This is a genomic window from Arthrobacter sp. YA7-1 (genome assembly GCF_025960325.1).
GTDB lineage: Bacteria > Actinomycetota > Actinomycetes > Actinomycetales > Micrococcaceae > Arthrobacter > Arthrobacter bambusae_A.
Genome location: NZ_CP110114.1, coordinates 2,562,170 through 2,586,116, shown reverse-complemented (window position 1 = coordinate 2,586,116; position 23,947 = coordinate 2,562,170). Strand labels below are relative to the sequence as shown.

Annotated in this window: 18 protein-coding genes, 1 tRNA gene and 1 riboswitch; of the genes, 15 read left to right on the top strand and 4 right to left on the bottom strand. The window is 64.7% G+C overall.

Translation table 11 applies throughout. From position 1 onward, the window contains the following. Positions 1-130 precede the first annotated feature (130 nt). Positions 131-227, top strand: a riboswitch (TPP riboswitch). From thiD to glgP, 13 genes are all read left to right on the top strand, one after another. Further along, positions 219-1,739: a bifunctional hydroxymethylpyrimidine kinase/phosphomethylpyrimidine kinase gene (gene thiD, locus OIT41_RS12115; protein ID WP_264636510.1), complete on the top strand. Its 1,521-nt coding sequence runs from the start codon at positions 219-221 to the stop codon at positions 1,737-1,739. Its footprint overlaps the riboswitch before it by 9 nt. Before the next feature lie 421 nt (positions 1,740-2,160). After that, positions 2,161-2,469 carry a 50S ribosomal protein L21 gene (rplU, locus tag OIT41_RS12110; RefSeq protein ID WP_028267456.1) on the top strand — a complete coding sequence of 103 codons (309 nt, stop codon included), beginning with the start codon at positions 2,161-2,163 and terminating at the stop codon, positions 2,467-2,469. A gap of 60 nt (positions 2,470-2,529) precedes the next feature. After that, positions 2,530-2,793 carry a 50S ribosomal protein L27 gene (rpmA, locus tag OIT41_RS12105; protein WP_003803426.1) on the top strand — a complete coding sequence of 88 codons (264 nt, stop codon included), beginning with the start codon at positions 2,530-2,532 and terminating at the stop codon, positions 2,791-2,793. A 143-nt stretch (positions 2,794-2,936) separates the two neighbouring features. Beyond that, a complete protein-coding gene (obgE, locus tag OIT41_RS12100; RefSeq protein WP_241709875.1) occupies positions 2,937-4,526 on the top strand; it encodes a GTPase ObgE in 1,590 nt (529 codons plus the stop codon). Beyond that, a complete protein-coding gene (gene proB / locus OIT41_RS12095) occupies positions 4,516-5,706 on the top strand; it encodes a glutamate 5-kinase (protein WP_241709876.1) in 1,191 nt (396 codons plus the stop codon). Before obgE ends, proB begins: the two co-directional genes overlap by 11 nt. Further along, positions 5,703-7,073, top strand: coding sequence for a glutamate-5-semialdehyde dehydrogenase (locus OIT41_RS12090; protein WP_241709877.1), 1,371 nt, complete (start codon positions 5,703-5,705; stop codon positions 7,071-7,073). Before proB ends, OIT41_RS12090 begins: the two co-directional genes overlap by 4 nt. A 79-nt stretch (positions 7,074-7,152) precedes the next feature. Further along, positions 7,153-7,386 (top strand): hypothetical protein, encoded by a 234-nt coding sequence (locus tag OIT41_RS12085; RefSeq protein WP_078108687.1) that lies wholly within the window; start codon positions 7,153-7,155, stop codon positions 7,384-7,386. Positions 7,387-7,441: 55 nt separating this feature from the next. Next, positions 7,442-8,062, top strand: a complete 621-nt coding sequence (nadD, locus tag OIT41_RS12080; protein ID WP_241709878.1) for a nicotinate-nucleotide adenylyltransferase — start codon at positions 7,442-7,444, stop codon at positions 8,060-8,062. A gap of 7 nt (positions 8,063-8,069) precedes the next feature. After that, on the top strand, positions 8,070-9,308 hold the full coding sequence (locus OIT41_RS12075; protein ID WP_078108689.1) for a hypothetical protein: 1,239 nt from the start codon (positions 8,070-8,072) through the stop codon (positions 9,306-9,308). Between the two features lie 63 nt (positions 9,309-9,371). Continuing rightward, positions 9,372-9,770: a ribosome silencing factor gene (gene rsfS, locus OIT41_RS12070; protein WP_059389355.1), complete on the top strand. Its 399-nt coding sequence runs from the start codon at positions 9,372-9,374 to the stop codon at positions 9,768-9,770. Positions 9,771-9,913: 143 nt separating this feature from the next. Beyond that, a tRNA-Ala gene (locus OIT41_RS12065) sits at positions 9,914-9,989 on the top strand. Between the two features lie 732 nt (positions 9,990-10,721). Then, positions 10,722-11,738, top strand: a complete 1,017-nt coding sequence (locus tag OIT41_RS12060; RefSeq protein ID WP_264636509.1) for a LacI family DNA-binding transcriptional regulator — start codon at positions 10,722-10,724, stop codon at positions 11,736-11,738. 623 nt (positions 11,739-12,361) lie between these two features. After that, positions 12,362-14,968, top strand: coding sequence for an alpha-glucan family phosphorylase (glgP, locus tag OIT41_RS12055; protein WP_264636508.1), 2,607 nt, complete (start codon positions 12,362-12,364; stop codon positions 14,966-14,968). Positions 14,969-15,039: 71 nt separating this feature from the next. On the opposite strand, the gene OIT41_RS12050 is transcribed toward glgP, so the two are convergent. Then, complete coding sequence (locus OIT41_RS12050; protein WP_264636507.1) at positions 15,040-16,164, bottom strand: LacI family DNA-binding transcriptional regulator; 1,125 nt, start codon at positions 16,162-16,164, stop codon at positions 15,040-15,042. A 176-nt stretch (positions 16,165-16,340) separates the two neighbouring features. On the opposite strand from OIT41_RS12050, the gene OIT41_RS12045 reads away from it, so the two are divergent. Both OIT41_RS12045 and OIT41_RS12040 read left to right on the top strand, forming a co-directional pair. Next, positions 16,341-17,444, top strand: coding sequence for a Gfo/Idh/MocA family protein (locus OIT41_RS12045; protein WP_241710510.1), 1,104 nt, complete (start codon positions 16,341-16,343; stop codon positions 17,442-17,444). Then, positions 17,444-18,193 (top strand): ThuA domain-containing protein, encoded by a 750-nt coding sequence (locus OIT41_RS12040; RefSeq protein WP_264636506.1) that lies wholly within the window; start codon positions 17,444-17,446, stop codon positions 18,191-18,193. The genes OIT41_RS12045 and OIT41_RS12040 overlap by 1 nt, the downstream gene beginning before the upstream one ends. Here OIT41_RS12040 and OIT41_RS12035 read toward each other — a convergent pair. From OIT41_RS12035 to OIT41_RS12025, 3 genes are read right to left on the bottom strand one after another with little or no spacing between them, the layout of a single operon-like run. Next, positions 18,186-21,617, bottom strand: a complete 3,432-nt coding sequence (locus OIT41_RS12035) for an error-prone DNA polymerase (RefSeq protein WP_264636505.1) — start codon at positions 21,615-21,617, stop codon at positions 18,186-18,188. The genes OIT41_RS12040 and OIT41_RS12035 overlap by 8 nt on opposite strands. A gap of 36 nt (positions 21,618-21,653) precedes the next feature. Continuing rightward, positions 21,654-23,273: a DNA polymerase Y family protein gene (locus OIT41_RS12030; protein WP_264636504.1), complete on the bottom strand. Its 1,620-nt coding sequence runs from the start codon at positions 23,271-23,273 to the stop codon at positions 21,654-21,656. Then, a complete protein-coding gene (locus OIT41_RS12025; RefSeq protein WP_241710514.1) occupies positions 23,273-23,929 on the bottom strand; it encodes a hypothetical protein in 657 nt (218 codons plus the stop codon). The genes OIT41_RS12030 and OIT41_RS12025 overlap by 1 nt, the downstream gene beginning before the upstream one ends. Positions 23,930-23,947: the final 18 nt, after the last annotated feature.

The following is a 23,947-nucleotide window of genomic DNA, read 5'->3' as shown; positions in this document are numbered from 1 at the left end:
GGGCCCCGGCCGTTCCACTCTCGTGGAAACGGCCGGGGCTTCTGCGTTTCCGGCTGTTTCACCTGGCCCCCGCACGCCCCGGTTGCATTGGGCGATTTCAGCGGGCGGGGTGTGATCCGGGTTAAGCTAGGGGACTGACACGGGGTGCCGCGCACCAAGCCGGCTGAGACCAAACCCGTTGAACCTGTCCGGTTAGCACCGGCGAAGGGATGTCTCGCATGACTGTTTCGGCGCAATCGGCCGTCTACCCGCTCAAGGCTGTCCAGAACCATATCCCCAGGGTCCTCAGCATCGCCGGCTCGGATCCCTCGGGTGGTGCCGGAATCCAAGCCGACCTGAAGAGCATTGCGGCCAACGGCGGCTACGGCATGGCCGTCATCACGGCGCTCACCGTACAAAACACGCAAGGAGTCACTGCCGTCCATGTGCCTCCCGTGGAGTTCCTGCGCCAGCAATTGGATGCCATCAGCGACGACATCACGGTCGATGCCGTCAAAATCGGCATGCTCGGGGACGCCGCGGTCATCCACGAAGTCCGCCGCTGGCTCGGCGGGGCGCGTCCCGCCGTCGTCGTGCTGGATCCGGTGATGATCGCCACCAGTGGAGACCGGCTCCTCGCGGAATCCGCTGAAACCGCACTGCGGGAGCTGCTGCCCCTCGCCGACTTGGTGACCCCCAACCTTCCCGAATTGGCCATGCTGCTTGGCGAAGCTGAGGCGACTGACTGGGCATCGGCGCTGGAGCAGGGCAAGCGACTGGCAGCTGCCTGCGGAAACACCGTCCTGGTGAAGGGCGGCCATCTGCAGGGAGCGGGCTGCCCCGATGCCCTGGTCAACACCGGGGGAGTCCTGAGCCAGGACGTGGTGGAATTCGCCGCCCAACGTGTGGAGACCCGCAACAGCCACGGCACGGGATGTTCCCTGTCGTCGGCGATGGCGACGGCCAAGGCGCGGCTCGGCGATTGGGAATCTGCACTGCGCGTGGTCAAGCCTTGGCTACAGGAGGCCCTGACCCAGTCCGAGGTGCTGGAAGTGGGGAAGGGCAACGGGCCGATCCATCATTTCCACGTGCTCCAGCAAGAGCTGCAGCCAGGGGATTTCGCCGTCCGGATGTGGGACGCCGCCCAAACGGAACTTGCGGCCATTTATGGCCTGGACTTCATCCAGCACTTGCAAACCGGTGGCCTCGGCGAAGCGCAGTTCAGCTACTACCTGTCCCAGGATGCCATCTATCTCAACGGCTATTCGAGGGTCCTGGCCAGGGCAAGCGCCCTTGCCCCCAGCGAAAACGAACAGCTGTTCTGGGCCCGCGGCTCGCAGATGTGCCTTGAAGTCGAGTCCGAGCTCCATCGGAAGTGGCTCAGCGGACGGCAGGTAAGCGAAAAGCAAGGCCCCGTCACCAAGGCCTACGTGGACCACTTGCTCGCGGCGTCGGCGTCGGGCAGCTATGCCGTGCTGTTGGCTGCCGTGCTGCCCTGCTACTGGTTGTACGCCGAGGTGGGACAGCAGCTCCACCATGGCTACCTTCAGGCCGGAGCGTCGGACGAGCACCCTTATGCGGACTGGCTGCGTACTTACGCGGACGAGGCGTTCGCCGAGGCCACCCGCCAGGCGATCGACATCACGGATGCCGCCGCACGGGCCGCTTCTCCTGCCGAGCGTACGGCCATGATGGAGGCATTCTCCGAATCCTGCCGCTATGAAACTGCGTTCTTTGATGCCCCAAGGCTGCACGGCTGAACCGGTTTCCTGGTGCGGAAGGACGGGATGGCGGGGCCATTCCGTCGGACGCCGCAGCGTGTCGGCGTGAGGATCCGGGATTTTCCCGGCTGGCAGGGTAAGGTTGACGGGCACGGTACCGGATGGCGGCATAGCCAGTCTGTGGCAGCCATCACGTGGCAGCCTCCGGACCTGGCCTCATTTGCAGCCGAAGGCGAAACTAGCGTAATCTAGATCTTCGGTGCTTACGCCAACACTTGGGTTATGCCCCTAGAGACCTTTCATGTGGAATTGACATTTCACGTGGATTTGTTCGAGGGATGACTCATGGATTCCGTAACGGAGTCCACGGCGTTGAGGCACAGCGTGAACCAGGCCCGTTTTCGGATCGGGGTTCCGCACGCAAATTTAGTAATAAACGTCGAGAGAAGTGAGTGCCCAAGTGGTGTACGCGATTGTCCGCGCAGGCGGCCGCCAAGAAAAGGTTTCCGTTGGAGACTACGTAACCCTGAACCGCGTCCCCGGTGGAGCCGGCAGCACCCTTGAGCTGCCCGCACTGCTCCTGGTGGACGGTGACAAGGTCACCTCCGCTGCTGCGGATCTGGCCAAGGTCAAGGTTACGGCTGAGATCCTCGAAGACCTCCGTGGTCCGAAGATCGTCATCCAGAAGTTCAAGAACAAGACCGGCTACAAGAAGCGCCAGGGTCACCGTCAAGAACTGACCAAGATCAAGATCACCGGTATCAAGTAACCACTGGTTGCTGTTCAGGTTTTCAACAGATTCCCCAGAATTTAAAGGCAGGCATTTCAAATGGCACATAAAAAAGGCGCGAGCTCCACTCGCAACGGTCGTGACTCCAACGCCCAGTACCTCGGCGTGAAGCGCTTCGGTGGCCAGGTCGTTTCCGCAGGCGAGATCATCGTCCGCCAGCGCGGCACCCACTTCCACCCGGGCGCCGGTGTCGGCCGCGGTGGCGACGACACCCTGTTCGCCCTGCAGGCAGGTGCGGTTGAGTTCGGTACTCGCCGTGGCCGTCGCGTAGTGAACATCGTTGCTGCTGCAGCTGCAGAGTAATAACACGTTCTGAACGGGTGGAGCGGGCCGTATGGCCCGCTCCACCCGTCTTTTTAACCGCACTAGAATTTACTAGGGCGGGCGGCGGCGCATGAGCCCGCAACGCGCATTCAAGCAGTAATTTCCACAAAGAGGAGAAACACGTGGCGACCTTCGTAGACCGGGTAGTACTTCACGTATCCGGCGGAACAGGCGGCCACGGCTGTGTCTCTGTTAAGCGCGAGAAGTTCAAGCCGCTCGGCGGACCCGACGGCGGCAACGGCGGCAATGGCGGCGACGTCATCCTGCGCGTCGATGCCCAGACCACCACTTTGCTTGATTACCACCACGCTCCGCACCGCCACGCGACCAACGGCGGTCCCGGCATGGGCGACTGGCGCGGTGGCAAGAATGGTGAAACTCTTGTGCTTCCGGTCCCGGACGGCACCGTGGTCAAGACCAAGGACGGCGTCGTCCTCGCCGACCTCGTCGGTGAAGGCACCGAGTTCGTCGCCGCCGCAGGCGGCATGGGCGGCCTCGGTAACTCGTCGTTGTCTTCCCAGAAGCGCAGGGCACCCGGTTTCGCCCTCCTCGGTATCGAAGGCGAGTCCAGCGACATCGTCCTGGAACTGAAGTCCATTGCGGACATCGCACTGGTTGGCTTCCCCTCCGCAGGCAAGTCGAGCCTCGTCGCGGCGATGTCGGCGGCTCGGCCCAAGATCGCCGACTATCCGTTCACGACCCTGATCCCCAACCTTGGCGTGGTCCAGGCCGGTGACGTCCGGTTCACCATCGCCGACGTTCCCGGGCTGATCGAAGGCGCGAGCGAGGGCAAGGGCCTCGGCCACAACTTCCTGCGCCACGTGGAGCGTTGCGCGGCGTTGGTACACGTGCTGGACTGCGGAACTTTGGAAGCGGACAGGGACCCGCTCTCCGATCTCGCGATCATCGAGCAAGAGCTGGACAAGTACGCCGTGGACATGAGCTACGCCGGCGTTGACGGCGAAGTTGTCCCTTTGAACGAGCGCCCCAAGCTTGTGGTCCTCAACAAAGTGGACCTGCCTGACGGTCGGGACATGGCCGAGTTCGTCCGTCCCGAACTGGAACAGCGGGGCTACCGCGTCTTCGAAGTCTCCGCTACGAGCCATGAAGGCTTGCGCCAATTGAGCTTCGCCATGGGTGAGATCGTCATGGCCGCCCGCAAGGCCGTTGCCATTGCGCCTCCCAAGGTCGCAGCGCCCGTTCTCCGCCCCCGTGCTGTCAACGAGTCCGGCTTCACGATCCGCCGCGAGGAAAAGAACCTCGAGCCGCTCTTCCGGGTATTGGGGGAGAAGCCGGTCCGCTGGGTCAAGCAGACTGACTTCACCAACGAGGAAGCCATCGGCTACCTGGCCGATCGCCTGGCCAAGCTCGGCATCGAAAACGAGTTGTTCAAGATGGGTGCCGTCCCGGGCGACACCGTGGTGATCGGCGAAGAGGACGGCGTCGTCTTCGACTGGGAGCCCACCATGATGGCAGGTGCCGAACTCTTGGCGACGCCTCGAGGCACCGACATCCGTGTTGCCGACATCGGCGATCGTCCCACCCGTTCGCAGAAGCGGGACGAGCAGATCGAACGCCGCGAGGCCAAGGCTGCCGCACGGGCCGAGCTCGAAGCCGAGCGGAAGGCGGGCATCTGGACCGAGTCCGTCAGCGGACGTCGTCTGCCCAAGCCCCTGAAGGAAAGCGGCCTGGAAGCCGAAAATGACGACTAGCACGGCCCGCATCGTTGAAGCCGCTACGGGCGACGACACCGCAGAACGCCAGGCCCTGGCCGGCGCCAAGCGGATCGTCGTCAAAGTGGGTTCGTCCTCGCTGACCAGCATCAAGGGCGGCATCTCGGAGAAAGCGCTGACGGCCCTCGTCCACGCCCTCGCTGAGAAGCGCAATTCCGGGACGGAGATCATCCTGGTCTCTTCCGGTGCCATCGCGGCGGGCCTCGCGCCGCTCGGCCTCGCCAAGCGTCCCAAGGACCTCGCCACGCAGCAGGCTGCGGCCAGTGTGGGCCAAGGGCTTTTGATGGCGCGCTATTCGCAGGCGTTTGCGGCACACGGGGTCACGGTAAGCCAGGTCCTGTTGACGGCGGATGACTTGATGCGCCGCACGCAGCACAGCAACGCCTACCGGGCGCTGGACCGCTTGCTGAACCTCGGCGTCGTGCCCGTCGTGAACGAAAACGACACCGTGGCTACGCACGAAATCCGCTTCGGTGACAACGATCGCCTGGCCGCTTTGGTGGCGCACCTTGTGCGGGCTGACGCGCTGGTCCTGCTTTCCGACGTCGACGCCTTGTATGACGGTCCGCCGTCGTTGGGCGCCAAGCGGATTCCACTCGTCACCGGTCCCGCCGACCTCGACGGCGTGACCATCGGCAAGGCCGGCCAAGCCGGCGTCGGAACCGGCGGCATGACCACCAAGGTGGAGGCTGCGTCGATCGCCGCAGGCTCCGGCATCCACGCCCTCGTCACGTCCACGGCCAATGCCGCAGCGGCACTGGCCGGCGCGGACGTGGGCACGTGGTTCGCCATCAACGGAAACCGCAAGCCGGTGCGCCTGCTGTGGCTGGCCCACCTCGCTTCGGTCCGCGGCCGTTTGGTGCTCGACGACGGCGCCGTCCGGGCCGTCCGCGATCGTCACACCTCGTTGCTGCCCGCCGGAATATCGTCGGTGCAGGGAGACTTCGAGCCCGGCGATCCCGTGGAGATGGTTTCCGCCGAAGGCGCCGTGATTGCCCGGGGCCTGGTGAACTATTCCGCTGAAGAGCTTCCCCGCATGCTTGGCCGCTCGACCAAGGAGCTCGCCAAGGACCTTGGCCGCGGATATGACCGCGTAGTTGTTCATGTTGACGACCTCGTACTGGTTCAGCAGCCCCGCTCCACTAAACTTGGAGAATGACTGAGGCCCTTACCCCTGATTCTCCTGTGATGACTGACACCCTGGCTTCCGGCAATGCCGGCCAGGTGCCGGAAACCCCGGAGCTGGGAACCGCGCCGCTCACGCCCGAGCAGGTGGAAGCGGCCGTGCATTCCATTGCGGACCGTTCGCGTCAGGCCGCGCGGCGCATGGCCCAGGCGAACCGTGCCTGGAAGGACCGCGCGTTGCACGCCATCGGCGCAGCCCTCCGGGAACAGCAAGCGTCAATCGTCGCCGCCAACGCCAAGGATGTCGAGTCCGGCCGCAACAACGGAACCTCCGCTGCCATGCTGGACCGTTTGACGCTGACTCCTGCGCGCATCGACGGACTTGTGGCGGCGCTTGAGAACCTGGCCGGCCTGCCGGATCCCGTGGGCAACGTCGTCCGGGGCCAGACCCTCCCCAACGGACTGCGCTTGCGCCAGGTCAACGTGCCGATGGGCGTGGTCGCAGCGATCTACGAGGCCCGCCCCAATGTCACTGTCGACATCGCCGGACTTGCCCTGAAGAGCGGCAATGCCGTGATCCTGCGCGGTGGATCGGCTGCCGCCCACACCAACGCGGCCCTTGTGACCATCCTCCGTGACGCGCTGGAATCCGTGGGCTTGCCGGCCGACGCCGTCCAGAGCGTGGACGAATTCGGCCGCGAGGGCGCCAATGTCCTGATGCGTGCCCGTGGCCGGGTGGACGTGCTGATTCCCCGAGGTGGGCGGGACCTGATTCAGACCGTGGTGAACAACTCTTCCGTGCCTGTCATTGAGACCGGCGAAGGCAATGTGCACATCTTCATCGACGAATCCGCCAGCGAAGAGATGGCCGTCGATATCCTGCTCAACGCCAAGACCCAGCGCCCCAGCGTGTGCAATACCGTGGAGACTCTCCTGGTGCACTCGAAATCCACGGTGCTGCCCGCCGTCGCTGCGGCCTTGCGGTCTGCTGGAGTCACCCTTCATGCCGACCCCCGGATTCAAGCGGCGCTGTCCGGTTCGGTGGAAACAGTCCCCGCAGACGACGTCGATTGGGCCACGGAATACATGGACCTTGACCTCGCCGTCGCCATGGTGGACAACCTGGATGAGGCAGTCGCGCACATCCGCAAATGGTCCACGGGCCACACGGAAGCCATCCTGACGAACAACCTGGCGAACGCCGAAAAGTTCATTGCGGACATCGACTCTGCGGCGGTCATCGTGAACGCTTCCACGCGTTTCACCGATGGAGGCGAGCTTGGCCTGGGTGCCGAGGTGGGAATCTCCACCCAGAAGCTGCACGCCCGCGGTCCCATGGGCCTCACGGAGTTGACCACCACGAAGTGGATCGTGCAGGGTGAAGGCCAGGTCCGGGGCTAGCGACGCTGTAACATAGAACAGAAGTCCTGGACGGTGGGAGGATCCGCCGTCGAAATCCTTTGAACCGCTAGGGGAGAAAATGCAGTTTCAGCAGATCGCCATTTCCATTCTCGCTCAAGGGGGCGAGAGTGAGGCCCCGGCGCCGTTGTGGGCTCCTCCTTTCGTCTTCGGCATCACCATTTTCTCCATCCTCCTGATCCTGATGTTCGTGGCGGTCTCCTACACGAACCTCGGCAACCGTCACGACGCCGTCGACGAGCACTCGGATCCGCACCGCCAGCACCCGGCCAAGCACCCAGGGCTGGGTCACTAACATTTCCGCCGCAAAACCCTTCGAGGAAACGGGGCGCCGGCATCGCTTGGGCGTGATGGGTGGGACCTTCGATCCCATCCACCACGGCCACTTGGTTGCTGCCAGTGAGGTTGCTTCCAAGTTCCGCTTGGACGAGGTGGTCTTCGTGCCCACCGGAGAGCCCTGGCAGAAATCGCACAAGCAGGTCAGCGAGGCCGAGCACCGGTACTTGATGACGGTCATTGCCACGGCCTCAAACCCCAATTTCACGGTGAGCCGGGTGGATGTGGACCGACCCGGTCCCACGTTCACCATCGACACCCTGCGTGATCTCCGGAAGCAGCGGCCGGACGCAGACCTGTTCTTCATTACTGGCGCGGATGCCCTGGCGCAGATCCTGTCCTGGAAAGACGTCGACGAGCTGTGGTCATTGGCGCATTTTGTCGGCGTCACCAGGCCGGGCCATGTTCTTGATGGCATGGGCAGGGAGGACGTCAGTCTCTTGGAAGTACCCGCCATGGCGATTTCCTCGACGGATTGCCGCGCCCGCGTGGGCGCAGGCAACCCGGTGTGGTACCTCGTACCTGACGGCGTAGTGCAGTACATCGCCAAATACAAGCTGTACTCGGGCGCACCCGGCATGGGGGAGCCCCTGCATGCTATGACCGGACCAGAACACCAAGCCCGTACCGAGTGAGTTTTGAATGAGCCAGGAACAACCCCCCATCCCTAGCCGGCGCGAGCTTCGGCGAGCCCGGGACGCACGCGTGGAAACCGGCGCACGTCCCGCGGTAGCCGAAGCCGGCACCACCGACGACGCCAACCATGCGTCCGGTGGCGCTTCGGTCAATCGGGTGCGCCGGGTGGCCGATGCTCCGCTCGACGCCAAACCCGCTTCGGAACGTTCTTCCCAGGCGCGCGCACGCGACCGCGCAGCCCTCCGTGCCATCAAGGAACTCGCGGATAAGGAACAGCAGCTTTCCCGCGGCGGTCCGCCCACGCGCCGTCAGTTGCGCTTGCAGCAGCTGCAGGAAGAAGTTGCCCCGGGAACCTCAGCGATCCCCGTTGTACCGGCACCAGGGTCCGGGCCGAGGACATCCAGCATCCCGGCCCAGGCTCCAGGCAAACAGCAGCCCGGACCGGATCGCAAAGGCGCATCGCCTGGCGGCGGTGTCCGCGTCACGGCAGGCCCGCCTCCCGGCGCCCCGGAAATGACCGTGGAGCAGGCCTTGATGGCCCGTGAGCTCCTCGCCGCCCAAGCGAACAATCAGACCAACAAGCTCGAGCAGATCGCGGCAATGGAATCCGCAGTGCAGAGGGTCCCGGCCGCTGAATCCGAGGCATCCGGAACCGACGCTGAGCCGGCGGATCCGGTTGTTTTGGCTGAGCAGATCGCCCAGGCCGAACGCGAGGCGATCCTCAACAAGAGGGCAATCGCCAAGCAGAAGCTTGCCGAGCAGAACAGCCGTCCTGCCCAGGCCCGTGCTGAACCTTCCGCGGCGAGCAACCTGGCCATGGTGACGCCCCTTGAGTTCGTGAAGGTTCCGGGACTCGATCGTCCCGTCATGAAGCCTCCCGGCACCACCTTTGTTCCCCTGGTGACCTCGCCTGCGCCGAAACTGAAGCCCGGGCAGTCGGCGTCGGGCAAGCCCCGCAGCCTGCGCGGCCGGGCAGGAGTCTTGGCGCGCGCCGAGGCCGCCGCGAAAGCGGCAGGCCGACGCCCGGCGTCGGACTCCGGATCGGACGGCCAGGCATTCGCGGAAGCGGCCGAACATCCGCCCGTTTCGGCAAGTTCGGCTTACGGACTTGAACCGCTCGACGCCGCGACGGCGGGACTTGGGCGCGCCCAGCGTACCCGGCTTCTGGTCCTGGGACTCGTTGGCATCGGAGCCATCGCCCTGATTGCGGGCATCATCATGATCACCAGCGGACTTTCCCGCTGACCACAACGGCTTTTGCCACCAAACAGGTTTCGTTCATTCTCGAAGCCGCATACAAGGAGTCCCGTGACTGCACATGAACAATCCGTCCTCTTGGCCCGCCACGCCGCCCGCGCGGCAGCGGACAAGCTGGCCGAGGACATCATCGCCCTGGATGTCAGCGAACGTCTGGCCCTCACTGACGTCTTCCTGATCGCATCGGCTCCGACCGAACGCCAGGTCAACGCCATCGTCGACGGCATCGAGGAAGAGCTGCTCAAGCAGGATCTCCGCCCGGTGCGCCGCGAAGGTCGTTCCGAGGGCCGCTGGGTCCTGTTGGATTACGCCGACATCGTGGTGCACGTCCAGCACTCCGAAGACAGGGTCTTCTACGCCCTGGAACGCCTGTGGAAAGACTGCCCTGTAGTGGACCTGGAGCTCGGCGACGATGCCTCCGCGAAGGCTCCCGCCGTCGAGGAATCCTAGGCTTTTAGACGCAAACCAACTGAATATGCCCGATTTGGAATTTTCGGAAATGCTGTTCTAAGATATTTGAGTTGCTTCGGAGGAATCCGAAAACTGGACGGGGTTTTCCGGCCAGTTCTCGGATAGTGAAGCAGCGAAAATATGGGGCTGTGGCGCAGCTGGTAGCGCACCTGCATGGCATGCAGGGGGTCAGGGGTTCGAGTCCCCTCAGCTCCACCATATTGACCTTATTCGAACCATCGACATCGTGGATGCCGTCGAGTAAGTGCTCGACGGTTACCAAAAGGGAACCACCAGATCTGGTGGTTCCCTTTTGTGTGTCACTGTGGGCCGCGTGGTGCGCTTGCGCGCGTTCGAGGGCCTCGGGCCGGCTAGCCCCGGCGATGAGCGACTGGTGGCCTGCGTGAGCGGCAGCCAGCGTCGCAACGGGTTCGGCCAGTAGCGTCCCTGTTATTTCTTCGTCTTCAACGAGGACTTTGACGAAGACTGCTTGGTTGAGCTGGCGGCGCTCCTGGTCGCTGGCGGCCCGGTAGAGGGCTTCCGGGTCCGCCAGTAGGTCCAGATAGGTTTCGAGATGGCGGGTTCCCTTTTCCAGATTGACGGTCGTTCGTGATACCAGCCCTTGGCTCAGTGCGACCATGTTCAACGAATTCCTTGACGACAAAAGCACCTTGTAGTCCTCCGCCATGGCCCGCGCGCGTACAGCCTCGAGTTGGGGAAAGCGGCGGGGGAGCGCCTGCTCGTGTTCGCCATTTTGTTTCGATTAGGCTCGTAGGACGCCCGCTCTTGAGGCCCTGCCTGGAACGTAGGTACATTTTCCGGGTACGCCTCTACCACTTTGCCAACCGATTACGGTTTACTATGGGGCATTACCGTCCGGCGGATTGCGGTCAATCGCGAGCCCACCGTCGACAAGTCACCGACAATGCAGGGGGATACTCCTTGGTAACCATGGCCGATGTTGCGCGGGTAGCCGGCGTTTCCAGGAGCACTGTGTCCTATGCGCTCAGCGGTGTCAGGCCGATTGCGCCCGAAACGCGGGAGCGCATCCTGCAAGCCATGTCCGAGCTTGGCTATACGCCGAACCTGCTTGCCCAGGGGTTGGCCGGCAAGCGGACCGGCATTGTCTCCTTGATTTTCCCGGTCGGGGAGCAGGGCATGAACACCACGGAGTTCGAGTACGTCCAAGGTGCTGCCGAGCAAGCGCGGGCTGATGGATACCATCTTCTTCTGTGGCCGATGGATCCCGACGACCTCGTCGAAATGCAACGGATCGTGGCCCAAGGGCTGGTCGATGGAATCCTCCTGATGGAAGTCAGGTCATTCGACGAACGGATTCCACTACTCCTGGAAACGGGGGTTCCCTTCGTCACGATCGGACGGCCGGCGGACGCCGCTGGCCTGACCTTCGTTGACGCGGATTTTGAAGCCATGGGTGAGTTGGCAGTGTCGCACCTCGTCAGCCTGGGGCACACGGAAATCGGCCTTGTGACGCATTCGCGTGAATCCCTGGACACCGGATACGGCCCGATGGTCCGGTCCTGGGACGCCGTGGCAGCTTCCGCCTCGAGGCACGGGATCACTGCCCGGCTGTTCCCAACCACGAGTTCGCTTGCCGGCGGTCGCGAGGTGTTCGCGCAGATCCTGGAAGAATTTCCGGAGACAACCGGACTCGTGATGATCAACGAAGCGGCCACCGCAGGCCTTCTGGGTGCCGCTGCGGCCCACGGTTGGCGAGTCCCCGAGTCCCTCTCCGTTGTCGCGATCAACACAAGTGCCGGCTCCGCCGAGCGCTTCATGCCCGCCCTCACGACGGCGTCCGCCGAACCCGGCGTCATGGGTCGTGAGGCGGCACAATTCCTTACCCGGCGCCTCCGGAGCGACGACGCGGACGCCTTGCAGTGGCTCGCTGAACCGGTGCTGACGTTGCGCGGAAGCACCGCCGCGGTACGCGCCAGACAGGCGTAGAACCGCCTCGCGGTTCGGGTGCAATCCGCCTATTCGCGGCCTTCATGACGCGGTTCCAACACGCATGATTGTGACATTTGACACACCATTGCGCTGCCAACTACTGTCGAGCCATCGACCCGCGTCGACAAGGCGCGTCGACGAACGGCGATGAGATTCCTCCTGATACAAACAAGGCGGATGGTCACCGATCAGCGTTCCCGGAAGACTAAGGAAGTAAGTCGTGCTTGGAATCATTCGGTGCCGACGCCCGGAGTTGACGATGCGGTCGACGTCACGCAAAACGGAACGGGAAATCCCCGGCTTTCGCCGCGGGTCCACAAGCAACCGCGTCCCCTTATTCCCCGACGGCGAAGGCCCCGGAATAGTGCGTGGACGGAACTTGGAGACTGCCACCCGCTTCTGAGCTCCAGGACCCGTGCGCCTGCGAGGCCAATGGTGCCCGCGCAAAGCATGTAAGCGCTTGCCCTTCCCCGATGGCTTCCCGGAAGCCTCCTCGCCGCGCGCCCCAGTGGTCCCATCCCCAAGCCACCATCCCCCCATCATCACAACAACCTCTTGGAGGTACACCCCATGGAAACGTTGACCAAAGCGGCCCTGTCCGCGTTCGAAGGTGGCCGGAAGTGAAAGCGATCCGACGGTTCACAGTCCGAACGGTTCTGCCGGACGCAATCGCTCCCTTGGCGCGGTTAGCGAAAAACCTGCGTTGGTCCTGGCATTTGCCGACGCGTGAACTTTTCTCCGCACTGAACGCCGAGGCCTGGGAACGAAGCGAGCACGACCCCATGACCTTCCTGGGCCTTGTCAGCCGCGAGGAATTGCAGGAGCTCGCAGCGGACGGCGCCGTCGTCGAGCGTGTGCAGCATGCGGCCGCGGATCTGGACCGGTATCTGAGCGAGCCGCGCTGGTACCAGGGCCTGGGTGCGGATGCCCCGGCGTGCATCGCGTATTTCTCGCCCGAATTCGGCATCACCGAGGTGCTTCCGCAGTATTCCGGTGGCCTGGGGATCCTGGCCGGGGACCATTTGAAGGCTGCCTCGGACCTCGGCGTGCCGTTGATCGGCGTCGGGCTGCTGTACCAGGCGGGCTATTTCAAGCAGTCCCTGTCCCGCGACGCGTGGCAGCAGGAAACCTACCCGGTCCTCGACCCGGACGGCCTGCCCCTGACACTGCTGCGCGAGGAAGACGGTTCGCCGGCCCTGGTCACACTTCCATTGCCGGGCGACCGGACGCTGCGCGCGCACATCTGGCGGGCGGACGTCGGGCGGGTGCCGCTGTTGCTGCTCGATTCGAACGTTCCGGCCAACGACGACGCCGCGCGCGGGATCACGGACCGCCTCTACGGCGGCGGAGGGGACCACCGCCTGCAGCAGGAGCTGCTGCTGGGCATGGGCGGGGTGAAGGCGCTGCGCGTCTACCAGCGCCTTACCGGCACCCCGGCCCCGGAAGTGTTCCACACCAACGAAGGCCACGCCGGGTTCCTGGGCATCGAACGGATCCAGGAGCTCATGTCTTCCGAGGCTCCGCTGAGCTGGTCCGAGGCCCTCGCCGCCGGGCGGGCGTCCACGGTGTTCACCACGCACACCCCGGTGCCGGCGGGCATCGACCGTTTCGAGGCCGTTCAGATCAGGCACTTCTTCGACGCGGGCCTGGCCCCGGACGTGCCGGTGGAGAAGGTCCTGGAACTGGGCCGGGAGAACTACGACGGTGGCAACCCCTCGGTCTTCAACATGGCCGTGATGGGCCTGCGCCTGGCGCAGCGGGCCAACGGCGTGGCCAAACTCCACGGAGTGGTCTCCCGCGAGATGTTCTCCGGGCTCTGGCCGGGCTTCGACCACTCCGAAATCCCCATCACCTCCGTCACCAACGGCGTCCACGTACCCACGTGGATCGATCCGAAGATGAGCCGGCTCGCCGCAAAGTACTTCGGCAGCACCGACGTGGATGCCACCGGTTGGGACAAGATCTATGACGTCGATGATGCCGAGCTGTGGGCCCTGCGAGGGGAGCTACGTTCCGCCTTGGTTGACGACGTACGCAGGCGCTTGCGCTCTTCGTGGAAGAAGCGTGGCGCGGCCGATGCGGAGTTGGGCTGGACGGACACCGTGCTGGACCCGGACGTGCTCACGATCGGTTTCGCCCGGCGCGTGCCCACCTACAAGCGCCTGACCCTCATGCTCCGGGACCCGGCCCGGCTCAAGGCGCTCCTGCTGCACCCGAAGCACCCGATCCAGCTGGTCATCGCCGGCAAGTCCCACCCGGCCGATGACGCCGGCAAGAAGATGATCCAGGACCTGGTGAAGTTCACCGACGACCCCGCCGTGCGGCACCGGATCGTGTTCCTGCCCAACTACGACATCGCCATGGCGCGCACCCTGTTCCCGGGCTGCGATGTGTGGCTGAACAACCCGCTCAGGCCCCTGGAAGCCTGCGGGACCTCCGGGATGAAGGCAGCCATCAACGGCTCCCTGAACCTCTCGGTGCTGGATGGCTGGTGGGATGAGATGTACGACGGCGAGAACGGCTGGGCGATCCCGACCGCGAACAACGACGCGTCCCCGACCGAACGCGATGACATCGAAGCCGCCGCGCTCTACGAGCTCCTGGAAACCCAGGTGGCCCCGCGCTTCTACGGCTCCACGGTCTCCGAACACGCCGGAGCGGCCGGGCCTTCGCAGACCGGCCCGGAAGCCGTGCCGACGCACTGGGTGTCCATGATCAAGCACACCCTGGCCCACCTCGGCCCGGCCGTCTCGGCCGACCGCATGCTCCAGGACTACGTCAACACCCTCTACCGTCCGGCGGCTGTCGCCGGCAGGCAAGCGGGAACGGCGTCGTTCAAGGAAGCAAAGGAACTCGCGGCCTGGACCAGCAAGGTCCGCGACGCCTGGCCGCAGCTCATCGTGGAACACGTGGACTCCGTGGGCGTCTCCGAAGAACCCCAGATCGGGGACACCCTCCAGGTCAACGCCTACATCGCCCTCCAAGAACTCACGCCCGAGGACGTGTCGGTTGAAGTGGCGTATGGGCGGGCCCAGGACGGAGACGAGCTGGAGGAAGTTGCCCTGGTCGAGCTGACCGAAACGGAGGACCTCGGCAACGGGCGCCACCTGTTCACCGGGTCCATCCTGATCAACCGCTCCGGATCCTTCGGCTACACCGTCCGGGTCTTCCCGAAGCACCCCTCCCTGGCGTCAAAGGCCGAACTGGGGCTCATCGCGAACGCCTGAAAGTCCGCGCCCCCGCTGCCGTTCGGGCAGCGGGGGCGCGTTTCGTTAAAGCGGTGCCCGCCCAGCGGGAGTCAGCAGCAACCGCAGCTTTCCCGCACCACAAGCTCCACGGGCAGCTCTTGGGCCACGGGCGCGGATCCGGGATTGGCGATCTGGTGGATGAGGATGCTGGCAGCGGCGCGTCCAAGGGCGATCATGGGCTGCCTGACGGTGGTGAGCGTGGGGCGGTTGACGCGGCCGGCCGCCAAGCCATCGAAACCCGTCACGGCAATCCGTCCCGGCACGTCCACTCCGGCCCGTTCCAGGGCATCCAGAAACAGGAGCGCCTCGGCATCGACGGAACAGACGAGCGCGTCCGGAAGTGCGGCCCCTGAGAGCAAACGCTGGATGGTCGAGTCCGCGTCTTCGGCGAGATTGACCCCGGAGTTCAACGTACCGCGCCCGTCCCGCCCCGGCGCGGGCAGCGTTTGGGTGTCCAACCCCGCCCCTGCCATGGCTTGGACGTACCCGGCGAAGCGCTGCTCACGGTCCGGCGAGCCGGACGCGCCGGCAAAGGTGATGGCCCGGTGTCCGTGGTGGTGGATCAAATGGTTCGTGAGGACCCGCATGCCTTCGGTATTCTCCACGGAGACCCTGTTCAGCCCTGTCTCTTCCGGCGGTTCGGCCAGCTCCACTACGGGAATCCGTTCGCCGATCCGCCGCAGGACCTCGACCGGAAACGTGTTGGGGAACACCGCCAGCCCGTCCACGCGGCCGGCAATGTCGTTGATGTCCGCCTCGGATCTGCCGCCACCACCCTCGCCCACCATGAGCACGAAGCCACGCCTGCGGCATTCCATTTCAACGCCGCGCTGCACCTCGTCGTGATAAAGCGGGAAGAGGCGAAACTCGTCATTGGCGTCGTCGGAGAACAGATCCCGGGGCAGGAGCGCGTCCGCCTCGCCGTGGACGCGGGCCGCTCCGGCGCCTGCACGGTTGAAGTAGTCGTAGGAGAAAAGGCCGATTGCTCCTGTCTTCCCCCGGGCCAGCCCCCTGGCGCTGGCACTGGGCAGGTATCCGAGTTCGCGTGCGGCGTCCATCACCAGTTTCCTGGTGGATTCGCGCACCCGGTGCGGCTGGGTGAAGGAGAGCGATACCGTCGCAATCGAGACGGCGGCGCGCTCGGCGACGTCGTAGATTGTTGGTTTCCTGGCCATGGCGACTCCTTTTCCGGCCCCCAGTCTAGGGGCATGCCGCTCCGTGGCCGTTCGTGGAGTGCCCGGATCCGGAAACGGCGAAAAAGTCGAAGCGCTTAAGCGATTGACGCGCTCTGGGGCCCATGAAAGCGTATTTATTGGCTCCAACCCGAGATCAGTGAAAAGACAGGAATTCCGTGGGCATTCAGCAGGAAGCAACGGCAGCACGCCTCAGGGTGGGCGTTGTGGGCATCGGATGGGCCGGTCAACAGCACCTTAAGGCCTACAGCGCCATCGACGGTGTGGAGATCGTCGCTGTCGCCGGGATGGAAGAGGATCTCCTCGCCCAGATGAAGCAGGAATACGACATTCCGCATGCTTTCGCGCGCTGGGAAGACATGATCGGGCTGGAAGGTCTGGATGCCATCAGTGTCGCCGTTCCGACCTTCCTGCACGCTCCGATTTCCATAGCCGCCCTGGAGCGCGGACTGCACGTGCTGAGCGAAAAACCACTGGCACGCAACGGTGAAGAAGGACGCGCCATGGTCGAGGCGGCCCGGAAGGCCGGCCGCGTCCTGGATGTTGCGTTCAACCACCGCCGCCGCGGCGACATCCAAAAACTCAAGAGCATCATCGACGACGGCGGACTCGGACGTCCGTACTACGCCAAGGGTTCCTGGCTGCGCCGCGCCGGCATTCCTACCCTGGGCAGCTGGTTCACCAATCCGGAGCTGGCCGGCGGCGGTCCGCTGGCTGACATTGGAGTCCACGTGCTGGACTACTCGCTCTACTTATTGGGCGAACCCAAGGTCCTGTCCGTTTCGGCGCAGACGCACTCGGAACTGGGGCCGCTGGGCCGTGGCGGCAGTGCCCGCTACACAGCAGGTCCCGCGAGCCACAAGTTCGACGTGGAGGACTTCGCCACTGCCTTCATCCGGCTCGCAGGCGGCGGCACCTTGATCCTCGAGGCGGGTTGGGCCAGCTACCGCGAGGTGGACGACCTGCTTGACTTCACGGTCTACGGGACCGACGGCGGTGCCGAACTGCGCGCCGTCGGGGCCCCGCTTCAGCCGGTCGGCAGCCTGAGAATCTTCACGGAGAAGGACGGCGAAAACGCCGATTACGAGCCCGAAGCGATCCCAGGCCTTGCCCACCAGGCCGTCGTCGACGACTTCATCGCCGCTGTCCGCGGTGGGGAGACGGTCTGGGGACTGCACGACGGCTCGCTTGCCCTGAGCCGGGCCCTCATCCTTGATGCCTGTTACAAGTCCGCCGTCGAACAACGCGAAGTGGTGCTCTGATGACCGACAAGAAGCTGAAGATCGTCGTCTGGAACGAAGCCGTCCACGAGGCCCGCAACCAACCGGACACCATGGCGGACATGTACCCGGACGGCATCCACGGTGCCATCGCGGCCGGCTTGCGGGGCTTCTACCCGGATGCCGACATCACGACGGCGACCCTCGCCGATCCCGAACACGGCTTGGATGAGGAAACTCTTGCGGCCACCGACGTCCTGCTCTGGTGGGGGCACATCGCGCACCACGACGTGAGCGACGAGGTCGTGGAACGGGTCCAGCGTCACGTCCTCGGCGGGATGGGACTCGTGGTGCTGCACTCAGGGCATTTTGCGAAGATCTTCACCCGGTTGCTGGGCACCACGTGTTCGCTCAAATGGCGAAACGACGGCGAACGCGAACTGGTGTGGACGGTCAAGCCATCGCATCCGATCGCGGCCGGCGTCGAGAGCCCCATCCTGATCCCCCAACAGGAGATGTACGGCGAACTCTTCGACATCCCGGAGCCGGACGACCTGATCTTCATCAGCTCGTTCGAAGGCGGGGAGGTGTTCCGCTCCGGCGTGACGTTCTCCCGCGGCAAGGGGCGGATCTTCTACTTCAGCCCCGGTGACCAGGAGTACCCCGTTTACCACCAGCCGCAGATCCAGAGGGTCATCGCGAACGGCGTGGGCTGGGTGGCGCAGCCCGATCAGTTCCGGGATGCCCCGGCAGTGAGCAACCCGGCCCGGGACTGGTTCCTGGCTACCTGAAATCCCGGGAGTTGGACTTCGCCGCCAGGACCAGGGATTCCAGCTTGTCCGCCACGAGGTTGGTGACTCCTTCCGGCGATCGTTCGAGGAACCCGCGGACGATCAACGCGGATGATTCGCGTGCGACGCGGCGATGCCTCTTCCAGAGGCCAACGCTGCAGATGACGTTGAGGATGCCGCTCTCGTCCTCCAGATTGACGAAGGTGATCCCTTGCGCGGTCTGGGGGCGTTGGCGGTGGGTCACGACGCCGGCCACTTCAACACGGGTGCCGGACTCGACCTGGGAGAGCCGGTCCACCCGCAGCACCCCCCTGGAATCCAGGTTTCGGCGCGCATGGCGCATCGGGTGGTCATCGGTACTGATGCCTGTGGCCCACATGTCGTAGGCAACATTTTCCAAGGGGGAAAGCTCAGGCAGCAGCGGCGGCTGGACGGCGACATGGGTCCCTGGCAACTGTCCTTCCCGCTCGAGCGCGGCATCGCCGGCCTGCCACAATGCTTCGCGGCGGTTCATCCCCAGCGAATCGAGTGCGCCGGCGGATGCGAGTGCCTCCAGCTGATCCGCGCTGAGGCTTGCCCGGCGGGACAGATCGGCCATGTCCCGGTAGGCGCCATGTTCCTCGCGCTCGGTGACGATGCGCTTCGCCACCTCGGCGCCGATGGACGTAACGCCGTCGAGGCCCAACCGCACCGCGCGTGAGCCATCCCGCCGGTGCAGGTGGTCTTCGGGTGGTCGATCCTGCTGGAAGAGGCCGATCTCCGGCTGATGGAACTCCAGGCAGGAATCCATGCCGCCCACCTGTCCCGTTTCAGTCCTTCCAGCCTCGTCGAGCACTTCGAGGGTCGCCTCGGCCAGGGAATGCAGTACATCCGGGCGCAACACCTGGACCCCGTGCCTGCGGGCATCCGCGACGAGGGTTTGCGGAGAGTAGAAGCCCATGGGTTGCGCCCGGAGCAGGGACGCGAGGAATGCGCCGGGATAATGGAGCTTCAGCCACGAGCTTGCGTAGACCAACACAGCGAAGCTCAAGGAGTGCGATTCCGCGAAGCCGAAGTTCGCAAAGGCCTGGATCTTGCCGTAGATAGCGTCGGCGTCGTCCTTGCTGATCCCGTTGGCCGCCATTCCCGCATAGAGCTTGGCCTCGAGCGACTCGATCTTCTCCCGGCCCCGTTTGGAGCCCATCGCGCGGCGGAGCAGGTCCGCGTCCTCGGCAGTGCAGCCGCCCACGGCAACTGCCATCTGCATCAGTTGCTCCTGGAACAAGGGCACACCCAAGGTCCGCTTGAGCACTGGCTCCAGCAATGGATGGAGATACGTGACTTTTTCCGTGCCTGCGCGGCGCCGGATGTACGGGTGAACGGCGCCTCCTTGGACGGGACCCGGGCGGATCAGCGCGATTTCGACCACCAGATCGTAGAATTTCCTCGGTTTCAGCCGCGGCAGCGTGCTGATCTGGGCCCGTGATTCCACTTGGAAGACCCCGATCGAGTCGGCCCGGCAGAGCATGTCGTAGACGGCCGGTTCTTCCCGCGGGATGGTTTCGATGGTCCAACGCTCCCCGAAATGCTTGTCGATCAAATCAAAGGAGTACTGCAGGGCGGCGAGCATGCCCAAGCCGAGGAGGTCGAACTTCACCAGGCCCATCCATTCGCAATCGTCCTTGTCCCATTGCAGAACTGTCCGGTTTTCCATCCGGGCACGCTCGATGGGTACCACCTCGCCGACAGGCCGTTCGGTGAGGACCATGCCGCCCGAGTGGATGCCCAGGTGCCGGGGGAAGCCCAGTATCTGGTCAGCAAGGTCCAGGACCGGAGCCGGGATGTTGTTCGTTTTGCCGTCGCTGAGATCCCCCCAGTGGTCGAGCCGCTTGGACCACGCGTCCTGCTGGCCCTGGCTGTAGCCGAGCGCCTTGGCGATGTCCCTGACGGCGTTCTTCGGCCTGTAACTGATGACATTCGCTACTTGGGCCGCGTTGAATCGTCCGTATTTGCGGTAGACGTACTGGATGACTTCTTCCCGCCGGTCCGAGTCGAAATCGACGTCGATATCCGGTTCTTCCTCGCGGAGGCTGGAGAGGAAACGCTCAAACGGAAGGTTGTAGAAGATACTGTCGACGGCGGTGATCCCCAGCGCGTAGCAGACGGCCGAGTTGGCCGCGGAACCCCGGCCTTGGCAGAGGATGCCGCGGGAACGCGCAAACTGCACGATGTCGTGCACAATCAGGAAATAGCCGGGGAAGTTCTTCGCCTCGATCACAGCGAGTTCCTGTTCGATCCGGCGACGGACCCGTTCGTCGGCGTCCGGGTATTTGTCCCTGATGCCTTCTTCGACAAGTTGCCGCAGCCAGGTGATGAGGCTGTGCCCGGCAGGGACATCAAGCTTGGGGAGCTTCGGGCGGGCTGCCCTTAACTGGAACGCAAGCTCGTCAGCGATTTCGACGGTCCGTTCGACCGCGCCGGGATAGCGGGCGAACCGTGCTGCCATCTCGGAACCGCTCCGCACATGGGCGCCGCTGCTTGCGGGCAGCCAACCGTCCAGCTCCTCCAGGCTGCGGCGTGCCCGGACAGCCGCCATGGCAGTTGCCAGCGGAAATCCCTCCGGGGACGCATAGTGCACGGCGTTGCTGGCGATGAAAGGCAGGCCTGCGCGCTCGGCAATCCGGACGAGGGCGTCGTTGTGGCTGCTGTCGAGGGGATTCCCGTGATCAAAGAGCTCCACCACCACGTTTTCCCGCCCGAATCTCTCGATCAACGCGTCCACCTCAAAGGCGGCTGCTTGCTCGCCGTCGCGCATAAGGGCCCTCCGGACTGAGCCTTTGCGGCATCCGGTGAGCACCACGCAGTGGTCCTTCAGGGAATGCGCCAGCGCATCGACGTCATAGATGGGGTGGCCTTTCTCGGCATCCGCGGCCAGATGCGCGGCGGTCATCGCCCCTGCCAAGCGGTGGTAGCCCTCTTCCTGGCGTGCGAGGACGAGCAAATGGTCGCCTTCGGGGTCGGCTTCGCCTTGTTGGGGTTTGCTGAGCCCGAGCGACAGCTCTGCGCCGAACACGGTTTTCAGCTCGTAGGCTTCGGCGGCCTCCGCCATTCGCACGATCCCGTAGAAGCCGTCGTGGTCGGTCAGTGCGAGGGCATGGAGGCCAAGCCGGACTGCCTCCTCAACCAGTTTCTCGGGTGACGAGGCGCCGTCCAGGAAGCTGTAGTGGGAATGCGCGTGCAGTTCGGCATAGGGCACGACGCCGGCACCCGCCTTGGACACAACCCTTGCGGGATCGAGGGGGACCGGACGGTAAGGCCCGCGTTTCCTCGACCAGGCTGGGCTGTCGCCGCCGTCTCCTGTGGCCTTGCCGATCTCCGGCATGCGCCGGTCTGAGAGCGTGCGTTCGAACTCCGACCATGGGATCGACGGGTTGTTCCAAGCCATCTTTGTCTTCCTGCCTAAGGTTTCAGTGTCTGGTGTTCAGTCGTAGCGGGCCTCTGCCCACCAGTTCTGCTCGTCCAGGAGAAGGAGCCATGCCTCTCCGTTTCCGTCCACAAGCTGGAACCGGTCCGCTTCGAGGCAGTGGTCGGCGTCCCACCATCTCTGCCGCAGCGGCCAGGGGCCGGCCCACTGAGCTACCAGCCGGCGTCGTGCAGGGTCTCCTCCGGGACAGAACCACATGGGCGGGGCAAGCAATCCGCCACGGTGGTCTGTACGGACTTTTTCCTTGTTCGCATCAAGAAGCAGGACAGGGATGAGGGAAGCGAACACCGTGGCGGGCTGCGGGTCTGGAATCCTGCCGGGCCACGGTCTGGTGGCCAGGGCGGCCGCTCCCGCGGGCAAGGCGTCTCCCCAAGGAACCAGGCGGCGCCGTTCGGCCAGCAGCCGGCCTCCGGAAATCGCGGGCACTACGACGGCTTCATGTCCCAGCATGCTTTGGATCCGGCTGAGTCCATGATGAATCTGCTCCTCGGCTCCGTCTCCGAAGAGCGCCCGCCCATGATGGGCGATGGAATCCACCCGGACGGGGACGAACTCGACCCGCGTGACCGGTGACGACAGCCCGCCGCGGGCCATGCCGGCGTCGTGCGTTCCGCCGTCGGCTGTTTTATCGCTGGCCTGGGCAGGGGGCTGCGACTGAAGCTGCCAACGCACCCTGTCCACGACGTCGCTGGCCGTGAAGTGGCGGGGGTGGCCCCACGTCCGCTCGGAGCGGCTCCCTGCTTCGTCAGTGATGAGGATCCTCAGCTCCGTGCAGACCAGGCCTTCCGTCTGCACCCCGGCCACGAAGGCGTCTGCCGTGGCGCGGAGCTGGAAGGCGAGTTGGTCAACCCGGTCCAGGCCCGGTTCGAAGTCCGCCCGTTGATCCAGTTTCCGCGGGGGAGTCCGGGGGACCACCTTGCGGGGATCCTGGCCGCTTGCCAGGGCGTGTGCAGTGATTCCGGCAGCCCCGAAACGGGCCCGGACATCTGCGACGGGAAGATTGGCGAAATTCCCCAAAGTGAAGACGCCAAGGCGTTTGAGCAAGGAAGCCAGCTTCGGCTGGCCAAGCACCTCCACCGGGAAGGGGGCCAGGAAATCCCGGGAAGAACCCGGCGGGAGCACAAGAACGGCAGAGAGTTCGCTGGTGCTCCGGGCTGCTTGCTCGGCGGCAAACACGGAATCGGCGACCCCCACCCTTGCCTCCACGCCGAGGCGGTCCGCCGATTCAAGCACGGCACCCGCGGCCGCTTCTTCTCCGCCGTAATACCGGGCAGCACCCTTGGCCCGGATAGCGCAGAGACCGGGGCGAAGCACTTCCACTCCAGGAGTCCGTTCCTCAAGGGAGGAGACCACAGGCTCGAATTCCCTCGCATCCCGCGCCGGATCAACGGCACACACCACCAGCTCAGGGCAGCGGGTCTGCGCTTCCCTGAGCCGCAAGCCCCGGACCACTCCTTCTGCCCGGGCTTCCGCGGAGCAAGCAGCTATGACACCTTTGCCTATGACTGCCACGGGTACATCAGGCGGCAGGGCATCTGCCAAACGGGCGGCGACAAGGGGCCAATCCGGGAACCATGTCACCAAGGCGCGCACCGGGGCTTCGAGCTGAAACAGCATCAGGCTCCCATCCGATGGCGGGACAGATCCACCGGACCGCTGTCCGTCAGATCCACGGAGGCCCTGCGGGAACTACCCCGCAGGGCGACCTCGAGCTCGAGCTCCTGCTTGGAGAGATGTCCATGGCCCTGCCCGAGCCCTGCCCACTCATATCCATTCACTTGCAGGACGGCTTCACTCTGCGGCCATGGTCCCAGGACAAGAAGGACGGCACTCCGCTCGCGGAGCCTGGCTCCCAAGCGGGCAGCCTCGGCGGGTGCGACTCTTTCCGGGGCATGCGCAAGCACCACCGAGAGCACGTCCGCCATGGCGGCGATCACCTGCGCCCAATGGGTCCCGGGATCAGGCACCAGTACCAGCCGGTCGAGCGCAATGCCGAAACCCGCCGCCGCCTCGACCCCGAAGTCCGGCAGTCCGGCTACCCCGCACCATGAGCCATTGCGTGACGGCCCGGCCAACAAGGCCATGGCCAGCGACATGGATCCCTGTATGGAGTAGGCCGCTCCCGGGCGCAACCCGCCCGGGAGGAGCCTGCTGAGCGAGGGGAGCACTGGCAGTGAGCGTTCGCTTCCGCGCTTGCCCTGCATGAGGTGGATCTGCGCCTGCAAGTCATCGCGCAGCGAAGCCGGCGATGCGGAAGACAGACGAGGAGGCATACTTCAATTTTCGAACAT

Excerpts from the sequence above, each read along its gene's own strand:
- thiD (WP_264636510.1), top strand. The coding sequence starts at position 219 with ATGACTGTTTCGGCGCAATCGGCCGTCTACCCGCTCAAGGCTGTCCAG.
- rpmA (WP_003803426.1), top strand. The coding sequence starts at position 2,530 with ATGGCACATAAAAAAGGCGCGAGCTCCACTCGCAACGGTCGTGACTCC.
- proB (WP_241709876.1), top strand. The coding sequence starts at position 4,516 with ATGACGACTAGCACGGCCCGCATCGTTGAAGCCGCTACGGGCGACGAC.
- OIT41_RS12090 (WP_241709877.1), top strand. The coding sequence starts at position 5,703 with ATGACTGAGGCCCTTACCCCTGATTCTCCTGTGATGACTGACACCCTG.
- OIT41_RS12085 (WP_078108687.1), top strand. The coding sequence starts at position 7,153 with ATGCAGTTTCAGCAGATCGCCATTTCCATTCTCGCTCAAGGGGGCGAG.
- nadD (WP_241709878.1), top strand. The coding sequence starts at position 7,442 with ATGGGTGGGACCTTCGATCCCATCCACCACGGCCACTTGGTTGCTGCC.
- OIT41_RS12075 (WP_078108689.1), top strand. The coding sequence starts at position 8,070 with ATGAGCCAGGAACAACCCCCCATCCCTAGCCGGCGCGAGCTTCGGCGA.
- OIT41_RS12060 (WP_264636509.1), top strand. The coding sequence starts at position 10,722 with ATGGCCGATGTTGCGCGGGTAGCCGGCGTTTCCAGGAGCACTGTGTCC.
- OIT41_RS12050 (WP_264636507.1), bottom strand. The coding sequence starts at position 16,164 with ATGGCCAGGAAACCAACAATCTACGACGTCGCCGAGCGCGCCGCCGTC.
- OIT41_RS12040 (WP_264636506.1), top strand. The coding sequence starts at position 17,444 with ATGACCGACAAGAAGCTGAAGATCGTCGTCTGGAACGAAGCCGTCCAC.
- OIT41_RS12035 (WP_264636505.1), bottom strand. The coding sequence starts at position 21,617 with ATGGCTTGGAACAACCCGTCGATCCCATGGTCGGAGTTCGAACGCACG.
- OIT41_RS12030 (WP_264636504.1), bottom strand. The coding sequence starts at position 23,273 with ATGCTGTTTCAGCTCGAAGCCCCGGTGCGCGCCTTGGTGACATGGTTC.
- OIT41_RS12025 (WP_241710514.1), bottom strand. The coding sequence starts at position 23,929 with ATGCCTCCTCGTCTGTCTTCCGCATCGCCGGCTTCGCTGCGCGATGAC.